This is a genomic window from Filifactor villosus, assembly GCF_042652965.1.
GTDB classification, from domain to species: domain Bacteria; phylum Bacillota; class Clostridia; order Peptostreptococcales; family Filifactoraceae; genus Filifactor; species Filifactor villosus.
This window is the reverse complement of sequence record NZ_JBHSHL010000020.1, coordinates 1-16316: the sequence shown is the minus strand read 5'-3', so window position 1 is coordinate 16316 and position 16316 is coordinate 1. Positions and strand designations below refer to the sequence as shown.

At 40.4% G+C, this 16316-nt stretch carries 14 protein-coding genes and 1 pseudogene; 13 read left to right on the top strand and 2 right to left on the bottom strand.

Features of this window, described 5'->3' with window-relative positions; all coding sequences use genetic code 11:
• Nucleotides 1-71: 71 nt before the first annotated feature.
• The 5 genes and pseudogenes from ACFO4R_RS05720 (at nucleotide 72) to ACFO4R_RS05700 (ending at nucleotide 4997) form a co-directional block, all read left to right on the top strand.
• Entirely contained in the window at nucleotides 72-953 is an 882-nt protein-coding gene (locus tag ACFO4R_RS05720; protein ID WP_379788088.1) for a YegS/Rv2252/BmrU family lipid kinase, read from the top strand.
• A gap of 12 nt (nucleotides 954-965) precedes the next feature.
• Nucleotides 966-1895 carry an alpha/beta hydrolase gene (locus ACFO4R_RS05715; protein ID WP_379788087.1) on the top strand — a complete coding sequence of 310 codons (930 nt, stop codon included), beginning with the start codon at nucleotides 966-968 and terminating at the stop codon, nucleotides 1893-1895.
• Between the two features lie 451 nt (nucleotides 1896-2346).
• On the top strand, nucleotides 2347-3060 hold the full coding sequence (locus tag ACFO4R_RS05710; protein ID WP_379788086.1) for a gamma-glutamyl-gamma-aminobutyrate hydrolase family protein: 714 nt from the start codon (nucleotides 2347-2349) through the stop codon (nucleotides 3058-3060).
• A 69-nt stretch (nucleotides 3061-3129) separates the two neighbouring features.
• Nucleotides 3130-4548, top strand: coding sequence for a 23S rRNA (uracil(1939)-C(5))-methyltransferase RlmD (gene rlmD, locus ACFO4R_RS05705; RefSeq protein WP_379788085.1), 1419 nt, complete (start codon nucleotides 3130-3132; stop codon nucleotides 4546-4548).
• Nucleotides 4549-4712: 164 nt separating this feature from the next.
• Nucleotides 4713-4997, top strand: a pseudogene (locus ACFO4R_RS05700) (CD1845 family protein).
• 687 nt (nucleotides 4998-5684) lie between these two features.
• Here ACFO4R_RS05700 and ACFO4R_RS05690 read toward each other — a convergent pair.
• Entirely contained in the window at nucleotides 5685-5834 is a 150-nt protein-coding gene (locus ACFO4R_RS05690; protein WP_379788084.1) for a helix-turn-helix domain-containing protein, read from the bottom strand.
• Nucleotides 5831-6628, bottom strand: coding sequence for a hypothetical protein (locus tag ACFO4R_RS05685; protein WP_379788083.1), 798 nt, complete (start codon nucleotides 6626-6628; stop codon nucleotides 5831-5833). Before ACFO4R_RS05685 ends, ACFO4R_RS05690 begins: the two co-directional genes overlap by 4 nt.
• Before the next feature lie 194 nt (nucleotides 6629-6822).
• On the opposite strand from ACFO4R_RS05685, the gene ACFO4R_RS05680 reads away from it, so the two are divergent.
• The 8 genes from ACFO4R_RS05680 to fusA all read left to right on the top strand — a co-directional run bounded on the left by ACFO4R_RS05680 (nucleotide 6823) and on the right by fusA (nucleotide 16149).
• On the top strand, nucleotides 6823-8619 hold the full coding sequence (locus ACFO4R_RS05680) for an ABC transporter ATP-binding protein (protein ID WP_379788082.1): 1797 nt from the start codon (nucleotides 6823-6825) through the stop codon (nucleotides 8617-8619).
• Between the two features lie 23 nt (nucleotides 8620-8642).
• A complete protein-coding gene (locus ACFO4R_RS05675) occupies nucleotides 8643-10376 on the top strand; it encodes an ABC transporter ATP-binding protein (RefSeq protein ID WP_379788125.1) in 1734 nt (577 codons plus the stop codon).
• Nucleotides 10377-10743: 367 nt separating this feature from the next.
• On the top strand, nucleotides 10744-11148 hold the full coding sequence (locus ACFO4R_RS05670) for a VOC family protein (protein WP_379788081.1): 405 nt from the start codon (nucleotides 10744-10746) through the stop codon (nucleotides 11146-11148).
• Nucleotides 11141-11725: a TetR/AcrR family transcriptional regulator gene (locus tag ACFO4R_RS05665; RefSeq protein ID WP_379788080.1), complete on the top strand. Its 585-nt coding sequence runs from the start codon at nucleotides 11141-11143 to the stop codon at nucleotides 11723-11725. The genes ACFO4R_RS05670 and ACFO4R_RS05665 overlap by 8 nt, the downstream gene beginning before the upstream one ends.
• Nucleotides 11718-12464, top strand: a complete 747-nt coding sequence (locus ACFO4R_RS05660; protein WP_379788079.1) for a DNA alkylation repair protein — start codon at nucleotides 11718-11720, stop codon at nucleotides 12462-12464. Before ACFO4R_RS05665 ends, ACFO4R_RS05660 begins: the two co-directional genes overlap by 8 nt.
• Nucleotides 12465-13032: 568 nt before the next feature.
• On the top strand, nucleotides 13033-13452 hold the full coding sequence (gene rpsL, locus ACFO4R_RS05655; RefSeq protein WP_379788078.1) for a 30S ribosomal protein S12: 420 nt from the start codon (nucleotides 13033-13035) through the stop codon (nucleotides 13450-13452).
• Between the two features lie 114 nt (nucleotides 13453-13566).
• Complete coding sequence (gene rpsG / locus ACFO4R_RS05650) at nucleotides 13567-14037, top strand: 30S ribosomal protein S7 (RefSeq protein WP_379788077.1); 471 nt, start codon at nucleotides 13567-13569, stop codon at nucleotides 14035-14037.
• Nucleotides 14038-14076: 39 nt separating this feature from the next.
• Nucleotides 14077-16149, top strand: a complete 2073-nt coding sequence (gene fusA, locus ACFO4R_RS05645) for an elongation factor G (RefSeq protein WP_379788076.1) — start codon at nucleotides 14077-14079, stop codon at nucleotides 16147-16149.
• Nucleotides 16150-16316: the final 167 nt, after the last annotated feature.

Below are 16316 nucleotides of genomic sequence, written 5' to 3'. Positions count from 1 at the left end.
TCGACCCTCGGTTTTGATTCGGGTATGAATTCTTCACAGACCGTAAACGTATTTTATAGAGGAGAATCATTATGAAAAAAGCGGCCTTTTTATATAACCCCGTATCGGGAGATCGATTTGTTCCCAATCATTTAGATCAAATGTTGGAGCAGTTTCAGTCAAACGGAGTCGATGCACTTGCTTATCGGCTTCCTGAAAGCGGTGAAATCGACACCGAGTTTTTAAACCACGAAAAAATAGATTATGTCATTGCAGCGGGAGGAGACGGAACAATTCGTTTGGTTGCTCAAACAATGATAGAACACAATATAAACAAACCCTATATTGCGTTGGGGGGAGGAACCTGCAACAACTTTACCACAAATTTGGATGTGGACAGCAATCTTATCCATGCCATTCCTGAAATTATGGGAGGTTCCATACAAAAGGTCGATGTAGGCTGTGTAAATAACAAGGACTATTTCCTGTCCAGTTTGGCGGGAGGTGTTTTTGTTCAGACCTCGTTTGCGACCGATGCGGGACTTAAGGAAACTTTAGGACCGTTGGCTTATTATATCAAGCCTCTTTCGGAGCTGAAAAACGTTAAGAGTTTTCCTCTTACCATTGAAACGGACAAAGAAACGATCACGGAAAATGTCTATCTCTTCCTTCTTCTCAACGGTAGGAGTGTAGGTAATTTTACGAATTTTTTGAAGCAAACCGATATTCAAGACGGAAAAATGGAGATGATTCTCATAAAGGAAGGCTCTCCCGTGGAAACGGCAAATCTGTTTTTGAAGATACTAAAAAAGGAAGATATCACGGATTCGAATCAGGTAGTCTACCTGAAGTCGGCATATTTTAAGATCAGCTCTCCCGAAGATATGGTTCTGAGTATTGACGGAGAAGAGGGTCCCTCGTTGCCGGTGGAAGTATCGGTCGTAAGTGATGTGTTGAGCGTAATTGTACCATAGGATGGGAAAGGGATGGAGATGAAAATCAAAGAGTATGGATTTGAATCCGCAACGGACGGGTGGAACATCCACTGTTACTCTTTAATTCCTCAACGGGATATGAAGGCTGTTGTATATATCGTTCACGGAATGTATGAAAAGGCGGTACGATATCAACATTTTATGAATTTTTTGTATGACAACGGCTATGGAGCATACAGTATGGACCACAGGGGTCACGGAGAATCCTGCCAAAGAGGCATAGGCGATTTGGGAGATGCGGATGTGTACCTCAAGATGATCAGAGATATGCGGACCATGATTTTGAAGATACGTGCTGCCCATCCCGCACATAAACTGATCCTTTTCGGTCATTCCATGGGTTCTTTTTTGGCACAGCGATACATCCAGATCTATCCGAATACGATCGATGCTCTGCTGTTGTCGGGAAGCGGGGGAAAAGATCAGGCGGCTGCAGCCGTTCTGGGCAAAAATATGGCATATTCTCTAAAGAAGCTCGGTCTGTCCAACCGACGTTCTTTTCCGATGTTTTTTATGCAACAACGTGTTTTGAGCAGAAATATAAAAGACAAAAAGACGATGTACGATTGGATCTGTTCGGATGAGCGGGTGATTGAAGAGTATCGAAGAGACAATCAACTCGGAATCCCCTATACCGTCAGTTCCTATTACTATGTCTACAAGGGCATCAGCGAGAACTTTCAAAGGCGTAATATGGTTCACGTCAACAGAAATCTCCCGATTTTTATGGTGTCGGGAGCCAAGGATCCCGTGGGAAATTTCGGCAAAGGAGTACACTTGTTGGTACGGTGGTACAAGAGTTTTGATATCAACAATGTCGAGTGTAAGATCTATCCGAATATGAGACATGAGGTTCTCAATGAGTATGAGAAGGAAACTGTGATGGAAGATATCCTGGAATGGTTGAAAAAGATGCTTTAGAAAAATTGTATAAAGATAGGATGTGTCTTTCTTCAATGTCACAACACAGAAGAAACCTCGTTAAAGGAGTTCTTTTGAAGATTTTTGGCGGCAATATGTTGATTGTATAAGGTCTTTTCACGGACTGTCATATCTATCTGATCGAACTGTATCGATCATGCCTCCAAGAAGGCTTGTTTCATCACTCATCGATCCGAGTTCTCTATGACAAACTCGAAAAAACGTTGCAAATGGAAAGGTTTGTTGTCATCTGTCTGTCAAAGACAGCATCCGGTTATATGGATGAATAGGTTGATTTTCAGTTTTGTGGTGTGTGGGTTGAATTCAGAAGCCCATTTGGGAATGAGTTGGGCTCAAAGAATAAGTTATCGAGAGAAACAGTTCAAAAAAACAATATAACAACAATAAAACTCTGTCCTTGTGATAAGACAAAAAATAGGAGTGTTTGATTATGAAGAAAAAACCGATTATTGCTTTGACTACGGAGCACCATACTTCGAACAACGATAAGTCTGTGATAACCAATTATCCGTATATAGACTCTATCGTTTGTGCCGGCGGAGTCCCTATTTTGCTTCCTTTGACCGACGAAGAGGTCTCTTATGAGGATGTGTTGTCCTTTGTCGACGGAATTGTTTTTATCGGAGGAGAAGATATTCTTCCTTGTTATTATGGGGAGGATCCGATAAAAGGGATCGGCGAAATTTCTGTCGTGCGCGACCGTTCGGAATTGGCTCTTTTTCACCAAGCTTACCAAAAAAAAATACCGATACTGGGGATCTGCAGGGGCCTACAATTCATCAATGTCGCTCTTGGAGGAAGCCTCTATCAGGACATTGACAGACAACTGGAGAACGTCAATGCACATGTGTCGGAGACCACGCTGGAACATGGATTCCATTCCATCCTCCTCCATGAAGGCGGTTTTCTGCATAAATTATTCGAAACGGACAGATTGTTGGTCAACTCTTACCACCATCAGGCGATTAAGGAGCTTGCAAAGGGTTTAAAAGTAGCGGCGACATCTTCGGACGGTCTGATCGAAGCAATTGAATCCTGCGACGAACACCCTTTGATTGCAACACAATTCCATCCGGAGAGAATGATACATGCCAGAAAAGAGATCCGAAAGATTTTTGAGTATTTTATTGAGATGACAAGGTAGCGGTCGACCGGGTCGACAGTGGCGGATATCTCTTTTGAGATATCCCTTTTTGTGTGCAGAAGGTTCTGTATGGAAATGAATATCCGATCGATACCGATCACGGACAGAGGAGGAAGGGTAACAACATTGGAGATACAAATAGGAAAAACATATAAGATCCAAATCGAAGACATGGGGCACAAAGGCGAAGCAATAGGAAGGATAGATACTTTGACTGTCTTTGTTGAAGGAGGATTGAAGGGAGATCTTGTCGAGGCTGAAATTTTGACCTTCAAAAAGAACTATGCCACAGCAAAGATTGTAAAGCTGTTGAAGCCTAGCGAAATTCGAGTACCTTCTCCTTGCAAAGTTTCTTCGTTTTGTGGAGGATGTCAAATTATGGAGATGTCTTATGTCGCTCAACTTGAGATGAAACGCTCCATTGTGCGGGAGCATATGAGGAGGATAGGCGAGATTACGGATATCGAAGTTTTGGATGTACTGGGCATGGAATATCCCTTTGAGTATCGAAATAAGGGGCAGTATCCGATCGCCTGTCAGGACGGAAGGATCGTAACCGGCTTTTACAAGGTGAGGAGCCATGAGATCGTACCTGTCAAGCGATGTCTCCTGCATAGGGAGGTCAGCGATATTGCGGTAAACACTGTGAGGAAGGTCTGTGAAACCTATGGAGTTCCCATCTATGATGAAGTTTCTCACACAGGAAACCTGAGAAGGATCGTTGTAAAGGTAGGTTTTTATACGAACGAAGTTATGGTGGTTCTTGTCACAAAAGAGAAGAAACTGCCCTATGCGGATCGGATTCTGGAAGCTCTGAAAGAGAAGGTTTCCGGTTTAAAAACCGTGGTACAGAACATTCAAAGCAAGACTTCCAACACGACCATGGGACGTGAGAACAAAATTCTTTACGGAGAAGGAGTGATCCGTGACAGGTTACTCGGTTTGGAATTTGAGATTTCTCCTCTCTCCTTTTATCAGGTAAACCCTCTGCAAACTCAAGTTCTGTATAGTCAAGCGATCGAAAGGGCGGATCTCAGTGGGAGAGAGACGGTATTCGACTTGTATTGCGGGATCGGAACGATTTCTCTTGCCATGGCCAAGCACTGCCGAAAAGTCTACGGGGTCGAAGTCGTGGAATCTGCTGTCGAGGACGCGAGGAAGAACGCATCCGGGAACAAGGTCGAAAATGCCGAGTTTATCTGCGGAAAATCGGAAGAAGTATTGCCTCGACTTTACAAGGAAGGGATCAGAGCCGATGTCGTAGTTCTGGATCCTCCGAGAAAGGGTTGTGAAGAGATCGTACTGCAAACCATTGCAAAGATGGAAGTGCCTAAGATCGTCTATGTATCGTGCAACAGTGCGACCTTGGCAAGGGATATGGCCATCTTGCAGAAACTCGGTTACAAAGCGAAGGAAGTGCAACCCGTCGATATGTTTGCACATAGCATGCATGTGGAGTCCATAGCGTTGCTACAAAGAGTGAAATAGTGAAAATCCTGCATTTTAAGCAGTTTTATAAGCATTTTGTCTTTGTGGAAGATGGGGAAGGTGGACGAAAAAAACTCCTTAAAAATTACATTGATGTGAATGTTTGTATTGATATGGTGTGTAGAGATACAAAAAATGCTTTAGAAAGTGAGGATGAATAAATGATAAGATGGATTATTAAAATAATCTTGTTTCCAATCAGCCTATTGTTAAGTATCCTCACTGCATTTCTGACATTCTTGCTGAGTATAGGGACTGCGATACTGTACTTGCTCATGCTGATGTGTGTATTTGTGGCGATAGGCTAGTTCTTTATGCTACACAACACAAGAGCAGCAATAGAAGCACTCATTATCGGATTTTTAGTAAGTCCTTACGGAATACCGATGATCGGAGCTGTAATCATAGTATTTCTACAAGGAATCAATGAAACCATAAAATCAATATAAAAAATTTCATAAAAATGGTTACCAAAGGCGATAGCGAGAAAACTATCGTCTTTTTTCGTGCAAATTTTAAAGAAGGGAGGGAGATGAAAGATGGACTTTGATTATTTTTACAATCGAGATGCGGAAAGATTCAGCTTTTATATGCTGCCTAAAATTTTGGTAACCGAAGATTTATATAAAAATTTATCTTCCTGAGTTTCCGAGTTAAAAACAGAAAGAATGCCCATTTTAATTGGAATTTCAATAAAATTGGGACATTCTTTCTTTGTTTTTTGTCCTCTTATTTTTTCGAGGTCAGATTGATGTTAATACTATTCTCCGTTTGAAATGTCGGGTATAAAAAATATATCATACTATTTTTCGATAGAAGTGTGGTTATATCCGTCTTGAAACTGCAAACCGTTTGTTTCCTCTTTCACGGAGTACAAATCCGTCTTATCCATAATTTAAATGACGAATAGTATAATTGTTGAAAAATAATTTGGAGGATCATGATGTTTTCATTGTCTTTTGATCCATTATACATCCCGGAAATACGGTGAAGGTGATGGGAATGGCGTGTTCATCAATGAGCAGTCCCATGACGACAAAGAAAAAAGTTGAAGTTTTGTTTGAAATTCCAACTTTTTATTCTTGTTTTTTTCATTTGACTCAGAAACTCAGGAGGTTGTCGGCTATATATTTTGCTCACAAGTCTTTCCTCATTTGACTTGGTGTAACTCCATAAGTTTCCTTGAATGCTTTTTGAAAGTATCCATCTCCGTAGTAACCGACGGATCTTGCTATGTCCACAACGGATAATTCTTCATCATAAAGAAGTTCAAGAGCCCTAGTCATTCGTATTTTTTTGTATACTCGTTTATTGTTGCGTTAAAAGAAGATTTAAAACCGGATAACAGTTTCTGTTGATTGATGGCAAAGATTTTGGTAAGTTCGGCAATCGTAAAGTGATTTGCATAATTATTTTCTATAAAGGATTTCACATTATTTAAGATAGCTTTATCTTTGGCGGAAAGATGAACGATAGGTTTCGGCGTTTCTTTATAAATGTAATCATACAGGAGGGAAAAGACTTCGAATGATTTTCCGTGAATATAAAGACTCAAGGCATTTCCTTCCAAGGTGCAATCTTTAATGCCGTTACAAATGGCGGTTATTCTAGGTATGGAAATTGGCTTAGGATTAAGCACCATGGCTGCTCTCTCAAAAAAATCATCTTCTAATTTTACAGGCAGTGAAGAGAAAAAGCGCTCCCGAAAGGCAAAGCCGATGTTAAGAAGTCGCACATCCGGTTCAATCCTCTTATACCCACAGTAAGTATTGGTATTTACATAAGCATTCAGTCCATATTCAAATTCAGATATTCGGTCTTTTTTTTGATAGTAGGATGCAGCTCCCGCATAATATTGTCCGATTTCAATGATTTGTTCACTAATATATTCTCTGATCACAAAAGGAGTATATAGTGTACAATCACTAATTGTTACCATGGATGATGAAAGGTCTCCTAAAATAGAAAATCCACCCTTCCCTTTTTCATCAGACAAGATAAAATCGGTTTTTCCTACTTTAGAGTGTTTTATAAAACCGAATTTTTCAAAATCCTTCCAGTAATCTTCGAGAGTCCTCATAGACACACCTTCTTTTTTTGAAGTTTTTTCTGTTCTATCTAAAGTCGATTATACTGCAAAAGCATTTATAATTCAAGATATATAAAAAACATACTGTTATATTTGAAGAATTATTGGATTGATAAGAGATATCAAATAAGTTAGAATAGCAGTAGTTCTTCCTAACAATATTGTAAATGAAAGGGGATGTTCTTTTGAATAAAAAATCGAAAGGAATATTGGAATATATTTTTTACTATTCGAATGAAGGAAAATCGTTTCTTATACTCAGCATTTGTTTATCTGTTATAGGTATGGTATGTAATGTTGTGCCCTATGTATCCGTTTATTTTATAAGCAAAGTTTTTTTGACATCCAAAGGGGAAAATAAAGAAACGATTATGCTATGGATCGTAATAGCAGGGATTTCTATTTTTCTTAATTTTATTTTTACTTTTTTTGGTGGGGTGGGTTGCCATAAAATGGCGTTCAAAACATTATATCTTTATAGAATGAAGCTTATGGAGCATTTAGGAAGGCTTTCGATAGGATTTTTTTCAAAAAATACAAGTGGCAGTATTCAAAAAATCATGGATGAAACTATTGAAAAGATGGAAGGGATCATCGCTCATATGATGCCGGACTTAATAGGGTCATTTGCTGTGTTACTCTTGCTCTTTGTAGGTATCGCTTATCTGAATATAATCATGGCAATTACCGTCCTTGTGTCTGTTGTTCTAGCCTTTGTTTTTCAGTATAGGATCTTTGGAAGTGAGAGTGCAAAAGCGAGATATGCAAGTTATATGGAAGCTTCCAATAATATTACGAGCAGTTTTTCCGAATATGTAAAAGGAATGGCGGAAGTGAAACTGTTCGGTAAATCGGGAGGTATGTTAAAAAGCCTTGAAAACCACCTTGATGAAAGTCTTCGATGGGAAATCACAAATTATAAAAAAGCGTCTTTTCCGATGAGTATGTATAAAAGTATAATTTTATCTCTTTTAACCTTTGTAGTTCCGGTAGGAGGGTTGCTGCTATGGAATGATCCGACGGAATCTACCGTATTAGCGGTCATTATGACTCTTATTATTGCACCGGCTTTATACGAACCCCTTTTGACTTGTATTGATTACGCAACTCAAATAAACCTTACCAAAGCAGGGCTTTTTCAAATCGAAACCATTATAAATGAAACTGCTTTTGCAATTAAGGATAGCTTGGATGAAATCAAAGGAAGCGATGTCACATTTGATCAGGTTTCCTTTTCTTATGACAGTACAGCGGATCCGTTAAAAAAGCTTGCTCTTAACAAAGTTTCTTTTGTGTGCAGAGAGAAAGCAATGACAGCTTTAGTCGGTGAATCCGGAAGTGGAAAATCTACAATCGGACAGTTGATTTTACGTTTTTGGGATGTGGATGAAGGAAGTATAAGAATCGGAGGGAAGGATATAAGAGCGATTGACACAAATGATTTGATGGAAAAAATTGCCTTTGTTTTTCAAGATACTCATATTTTTTCTGACACGGTAAAGAACAATATTTCAATGAATAGACACGTTTCAGATCAAGAAATAATAAAAGCGGCTAAGAAGGCAAGATGCCATGAGTTTATAATGAATCTTCCAAATGGTTATGACACGCTTATTGGGAGCGGGAACATAAAGCTGTCAGGCGGAGAAGCTCAGAGGATATCCATTGCCAGAACATTTTTAAAAGATTCTAAAATTATAATTTTAGATGAGGCGTTAGCTTATACCGATGCGGAGAATGAAAATCTCATTCAAGAAGCCATTAAAAATGTAATCGAGGACAAGACGGTTATTGTTATTGCCCATAGATTAAAAAGCATTATGGAGGCGGACAACATCATTGTTTTAAAAGGAGGAAACATAATTGAAGAAGGCACTCATGAACAGCTTATGGAAAAAGACGGAGAGTATAAGAGTTTATGGGACTTACAATTTGAAGCGGAAAGCTGGGAAATAGAGAGAAAGGTGGGGGAAGCACAGTGAGAGAAATCATAAGAAAATTTACTATGGGTCATCCAAATCAGGTAATCGAACCGGTAACATGGCATTTTTTGGAAGGATTTACGATGACTTTTCCCGCTATCGCCATTTACTTTGTCATCAATCTCTTTATAGAACACTTTGAACATCCGGAAAGGATTTTTGATAAAGGATACTGGAACATCGCTTTATGGATGTTCGGTTTATTTCTATTGCAATTGGTTATCAGTACCCTTACCTTTTTAAGAATATTTCTTCCGGGAGCGATCCATTCTACGGATAACAAAAAAGAGTTTATTCAAAAAATCAAAAGACTGCCTCTCGGTTTTTTCTCCAAAACACGTTCGGGAGAGTTGATCAATACCTTTACGGGAGATTTTTTGGCGATTGAACAAAGTATGGTGGGAACTTTTACCGGTCTTTTTGGGGTTGTTTTCTCTTGTATAGTTACTTCTGTATTCATGTTTTATTTTAACCCCAAGATGGCTCTTGCTTTTTATATCACAATACCTGTTTCGGGGCTCATCATCCTTATATCAATGAATGTATTCGGACGACTGAGCGTTGACCTCCGATCTGCAAAAGATGATACCGCGGAGGGATTAAATGAATATCTTTCGGGGATGAAAATTCTCAGAAGCTACAACCAGATAGGAGAGGGTTTTTCAAAACTTCAAACAGCATACAGACATTTAATGGAGGCCGGTATGAAAGGCGAAACGGCAGGTGGTGCTCTTCTCGGCTTGGCACTGACATTTGCAAGAGCGGGGCTTCCGTTCATGTGTTTTGTCGGCTCTTATCTATTGATCGGCGGCGAGATAAACTTAATTTCGTTTTTGAGTATTATTGTTATCGGTACTAAAATTATCAGTCCTCTTCTGACTTGGATCAGGTACACTGCGGTACTCAGGGCACACTATGTAAGTGCAAGCAGAATTGATAATGTAATGAAAACAAAAGATTTGCTTGGAACTAAAAAAATAGAGGATATAGAGGATATCCACTTTGAAAAGGTTCGCTTTTCATATTTGGAAGGTCAAAATATCATCCGTGATATATCTTGCTCATTTAAGAAAAATTCTCTTACTGCGATTGTAGGCCCGAGCGGTGGAGGGAAATCAACCATGTTGAAACTGATTGCAAGGTTTTGGGACGTTGATGAAGGCAGTATAAAGATAGGGAATGTGCCTTTAAACGAACTCCATCCGGATCATTGGTTAGAACAGGTTTCTATGGTTTTGCAGGATGTGTATCTTTTTCATGAAACAATAAGAGAAAATATCATTTTTGGAAAGGAACATACAGGAGAAGAAGATATGATTCGTGCTGCAACGTTGGCGGGGTGTCACGATTTTATCAAAAAGCTGCCGGAGGGTTATGAAACAATTGTGGGAGAAGGAGGATCTACATTATCCGGAGGTGAAAAACAAAGGATATCCATTGCAAGAGCCATTCTTAAAAATGCACCGATTTTACTTTTGGATGAACCTACTTCCAGTTTAGATGCCAAGAATGAAGTATTGATTCAGAAAGCACTATCAAACTTGATAAAAAATAAAACGGTAGTTATGGTTGCTCATAGATTAAAAACAATAAAACATGCGGATCATATCCTTGTTTTAGATGAAGGAAGAATTGTAGAAGAAGGAAATCATGAAGAGTTGTTAAAGAAAGAAGGGCTTTATCATACACTCTGGAATTTACAAAATAAATCAAAAGAGTGGAAAATTTCGTCAGGAGAAAAAAAGAATAGACAGTAAAAAATCAGATTAAACAGGATGTGTCTATTGTATGATTAACAGCAAGTATGATTGGAATACAGAGTATTGTTTTGGTAGCGTTTGCAGCGAATCTTAAGTTCGTGTTTGGGTTTGTTGTTGAATATGGAGAGATGGCAGTGGAATCTACAAGGGTTTCTTTTTTGAAAATGAGCCTTCGGTTACCGGAGTGAGTTATCCTTTGTTCAAAAAAATTGTTTCTGTAGGGTATTCTCCTCAAGGATATGACAGTATGAGATATAGAACCGGAGTCGAGAACTGTTATTTAATACTTTAGAAAACCTTCTTACTTGACATACATACAGAATGTATGTTATTCTGTATGTAAATAAAAATCAGGAGGATTCTTATGAAGATAAACAGCTTTTATCCGGTGGTTATGACACAGGATGTCAAACAATGTGCAGAGTTTTTTATAAAATACTTCGATTTCAGTACGACTTTCGAAGCGGATTGGTACATCAGTTTGATCGATGAAAACAAGAATGAACTCGCTATCTTGGATTACAGACACGAAACCGTTCCTTCAAACTTCAGGTCGCCGATCTCCGGCTTACTGCTCAATGTTGAGGTGGATGATGTTGACAAGGTTTATGAAGTGTTGAAAAAGGATTTGAAGGACAATGTTATTTTGGATATAAAGAGCGAGGATTTCGGTCAAAGGCATTTTATCGTTGAGGGACCGTCCGCAATACTGGTAGATGTGATTCAAGTAATTCCGCCTTCAGAAGAGTATAGAGGAAATTATGAATAAAAATGAATTGGCTTCTTTTCAGACCAGGGGCAGAATTTTGGAGATTGCAAGGAAAAAGTTCGTAACAAAAGGCTTTCACAACACGTCCTTACAAGAAATCGTTGAGGAAATCGGTTTAACGCGAGGAGCCTTTTATCATCATTTTAAGAACAAAGAAGACATCCTGTACGATCTCATAGGCATCATTCAAGGTGAAGTTGCCGATCATGTAGAGAAGAGAGCCATGAAAAGCAAAGATCCCTGGGAGCAACTTGTTCTCGGTTGTGTAGCCTTTGTAGAAAAAGCCGTCGATAAGGATACGCTGAAAATATTGTTGATTGATGGACCCTCGGTCATTTCATGGCAAAGATGGAAACAAATGGATAGCGAACATTCGGAATCACATCTCAAAGATCAGCTGTTGATTTTGCAGGCGGAGGGAAAGATCAAGGATGTGGATGTTGAGAAGTTGACAAGTTTTATTTCGGGCGGATTAAACGAGTTGGCGATCAACATTTCGATTTCTTCCTCATTCGATATTGAAGAGATGGAAGTTTTGATTAGGATGATGTTGGAAGGGATCAAGAAAAATGGCTAAGAAACTGAAAGATTATTACGATTTGGAATATCTTGAAAACTTGGCAACCGTAATAGAGAAACAATGCAAAGACTTTGATAAGAAAAAGTTTTTCGAAGGGACAAAAAGTTCCATTGAAAAATGTGAATTTAATCAAAGACAGGAACGAATAGCAAGATCCCTTCACGAATCTATCGATTTGGACTATGAAAACACCGTTTTGATGTTCTATAAGATTTTGGGTCCGGAGCTTAGAGGAAACAGCGGAGCCTTTTCTAAGGGTTGGTGGTTGTGGCCGATCGGAAAATATGTGGAACTTTACGGAGAAGATTATTTCGATGTCAGCATAGACTTTAGCAAGGAGCTCACAAAGAGATTTACCTCGGAATATTGTATGAGGCCGTTGATCAAAAAATATCCGGAAAGTTCTCTGGAGGTTTTGAAGGATTGGAGCTTGGATGCGAACGAGAGGGTCCGAAGGCTCTCGAGCGAATGTTTGAGGATAAGGCTTCCGTGGGCAAAGCGTCTATATACGGCTTTGGAATATTTCGATCGTTATCTTGAAATACTGACAAATTTAAAGGACGACAAAGACGGATACATCCAAAAAAGCGTAGCAAATAATATGAATGATCTGTACAAGGAGGATTCGAAGAAATTCTATGAAATCATCGCTAAGTGGGAAAGTGAAGTGATGAGTAAAGAGTGTAAGTGGATCATAAACCACGGATCACGCAATGCAAAGAAAGAGAGAACTTGATAATTCAGCCCTATCGGAATACAATCCCGTCTTTGCCAGTTTTAGAAATGAAAACCCGCCAAACACATTGAAACTAAACGTTTTGGCGGGTTTTGTTTTTTAAATTTTTTCGCGTACTTTTTTCTTTGTTTTTGTGAGTTTAAAAATTTTTTTCATGTTTCTCTTTCCAGCACGATTTCATAGTCAGCAGGAAACCCGAATGCTTCATGTAAGGGGTTGGTTAAAGCGGATGGGTATCATTTGTGCTTATTTTTAAATAAAAATACATTACGCAACATCACGCAACAATAAACTATAAAATTTGACAAAAAACAAAGCATTTAGAATGTTTATAGTGATTTTTTTCCTTTTAAACTGTCAAACTCCCGGATGGGGAATTGAGTGAAAATTTATTTACAAAAAACTGGACAATCACCCGAATAAGTGGTACACTTATCAAGTATGCAAATGTCGAGGACTGTCTCTACGTTTGCAAAGAGGATCGATGGATATCGATCGGCGGCTAAGGATACTTAGCACAGGCAATACAGTTGGCGGCGTAAAAATATAATAAAGAGGAGGTGTACAGATGCCAACCATTAACCAGTTAGTAAGAAAAGGAAGAGAAGCTGTAGAGTACAAATCAACAGCACCGGCTCTTCAAAAAGGGTTCAATGCTCTAAGAAAGAAAAGTACAAACCTGAATTCTCCACAGAAGAGGGGAGTTTGTACGTCGGTTAAGACCGTAACTCCGAAAAAACCGAACTCGGCGCTTCGTAAAGTTGCCAGAGTACGTTTGACAAACGGAATCGAGGTTTCCGCTTATATTCCGGGAGAGGGACACAACTTGCAGGAACACAGCGTTGTGCTGATCCGTGGAGGAAGGGTAAAAGACCTTCCGGGGGTTCGTTACCACATCGTGAGAGGAACTCTTGACACGGCAGGGATCGAAAAGAGAAGACAAGCAAGATCAAAATACGGTACAAAGAGACCGAAAGCGGCTAAGTAGTAACTTGTATTGCAATGTGCATTCATATAGAGAACGTATGGAGGCACAGTCGGCATAGTTGTGAAGATGTCGAGTACCGTTGATCTAATTTAATTTATTAAGGAGGGAAGAATAGTGCCAAGAAGAGGTAATATTCCAAAGAGAGAAGTTTTGCCCGATCCGATGTACGGAAGTAAGGTTGTAACGAAACTTGTTAACAACGTGATGTTGGACGGGAAAAAAGGAATCGCTCAAGACATTGTCTATGGAGCATTCGATGAGATCAAAGAGAAGACCGGAGAAAATCCGTTGGAAGTATTTGAAAAAGCAATGAACAACATTATGCCCGTGTTGGAAGTAAAGGCGAGAAGAGTCGGGGGAGCAAACTATCAGGTTCCCATCGAGGTTCGTGCTGATCGTAGAGAGACATTGGGACTTCGTTGGTTGGTAAAATACACTCGTGCAAGAAACGAGAAGGGTATGAAGCTCAAGCTCGCAAGAGAGATCATGGATGCAGCGAACGGAACGGGAGCATCCGTGAAGAAGAGAGAGGATACTCATAAGATGGCGGAAGCGAACAAGGCGTTTGCTCACTATCGTTGGTAAAAACCTGAAAATATTTTTTGAGAAAGGAGTGGTAGGTTCGTGCCAAGACAATTTCCTTTAGAGAGAACCAGAAATATAGGAATCATGGCCCATATCGATGCCGGAAAGACTACCACGACGGAGAGAATCCTGTTCTATACAGGAAAAACTCATAAGTTGGGAGAGTCTCACGAAGGAACGGCTACGATGGACTGGATGGACCAGGAGAAAGAAAGAGGGATCACGATTACTTCTGCTGCGACAACAGCTCAGTGGAAGGATCACAGGATCAATATTATAGATACACCGGGACACGTTGACTTTACAGTGGAGGTGGAGCGTTCTCTGCGTGTATTGGACGGAGCGGTTGCGGTCTTCTGTGCAAAGGGCGGAGTAGAGCCTCAGTCCGAGAACGTTTGGAGACAAGCGGACACGTATGGAGTTCCCAGAATTGCCTTCGTTAATAAGATGGATATCATCGGAGCGGACTTCTTGAGAGTTGTTCAAATGATGAAGGACAGATTAGGAGCGAACGCTGTAGCTATGCAGCTTCCTATCGGAGCGGAAGATACTTTCAAAGGAATGATCGACCTGATGACGATGAAGGCTTATGTATCCAGCGACAAGTTGGGAGTAGACCTTCATGAGGACGAGATCCCTGAAGATATGAAGGCGATGGCGGAAGAATATCGTGAGATCATGGTGGAAGCGATCGCTGAGCTTGATGAAGAGCTGACCATGAAGTTTCTGGAAGGAGAAGAGATCTCCAATGAGGAGTTGAAGAATGCACTTCGTAAGGGAGTTATCGAAACGAAGATCAACCCCGTATTTTGTGGTTCCGCATACAGAAACAAGGGAGTACAGCCTCTGTTGGATGCAGTGGTAGACTATATGCCGGCTCCGGTGGATGTAGCATCGATCAACGGAATATTGCCTGACGGAACCGAAGAGGTACGTCATTCTTCCGATAAAGAGCCATTTTCCTCTTTGGCATTCAAGATTATGGTCGATCCCTTCGTCGGAAAGCTTGCATTCTTCAGAGTATATTCCGGAACCTTGAATTCAGGTTCTTATGTATTGAATTCCACAAAGAACAAAAAAGAGAGGATCGGACGTATTCTTCAAATGCACGCGAACTCGAGAGAAGAGATTACGGAAGTATACTCCGGAGATATTGCGGCGGCTGTAGGACTCAAAGATACGACTACGGGAGATACCTTGTGTGACCCTGCTCATCCGATCATTTTGGAATCTATGGAGTTCCCCGAGCCGGTAATCTCGGTTGCGATCGAGCCTAAGACCAAGGCTGCACAGGAGAAGATGGGTGTCGCGCTGGCAAGACTTGCAGAAGAAGACCCGACCTTCCGAGTCAGAACCGATGAAGAGACCGGACAGACGATCATCGCAGGAATGGGAGAGCTTCACCTTGAGATCATCGTAGACAGACTTCTGCGTGAGTTCAAAGTCGAGGCGAGCGTTGGAGCACCTCAGGTCGCTTACCGTGAGACCATTCGCAACAATGTCGAGATCGAAAACAAATATGCAAAGCAATCGGGTGGACGCGGACAGTACGGACACGTCAAGATCAGAATGTTCCCACAAGAACCGGGCGCGGGTTACGAGTTTGTCAACAGCGTTGTCGGAGGAGCGATTCCGAAAGAGTATATCGGACCTGTCGATGCAGGTATCCAAGGTGCTATGGAATCGGGTATCCTTGCGGGTTATCCGGTAGTGGATGTTAAGGTTGAACTCTATGACGGTTCTTACCACGAAGTTGACTCCTCGGAGATGGCGTTTAAGGTGGCTGCATCCATGGCGTTCAAAGACGGTATGAAGAAGGCGAACCCTGTATTGCTTGAGCCTGTATTTAAGGTAGAAGTCGTAACACCGGAGGACTACATGGGAGATGTTATGGGAGACCTTAACTCTCGCCGTGGAAGAATTGAAGGAATGGAAGCGAGACAAGGTGGAGCACAGGCGATCAATGCTATGGTACCTCTGTCTGAAATGTTCGGATATTCTACAGATCTTCGTTCTGCAACTCAAGGTCGTGCAACCTATACCATGATATTTGACCATTATGAAGAAGTTCCTAACTCCATCGCTAAGAAGATTATGGAAGAAGGAAAGTAAGTATAAATTTACGAAATTGTCGCTTTTGCTTCAATAGAGTATAGATGAGTTTATCAAACTGTATAAAACCAAAAGATTAAATTTTGAGTAAATTTTCAGGAGGATACAAAAATGGGAAAAGCAAAATTTGAAAGAAGTAAACCACACGTAAACATTGGAACCATCGG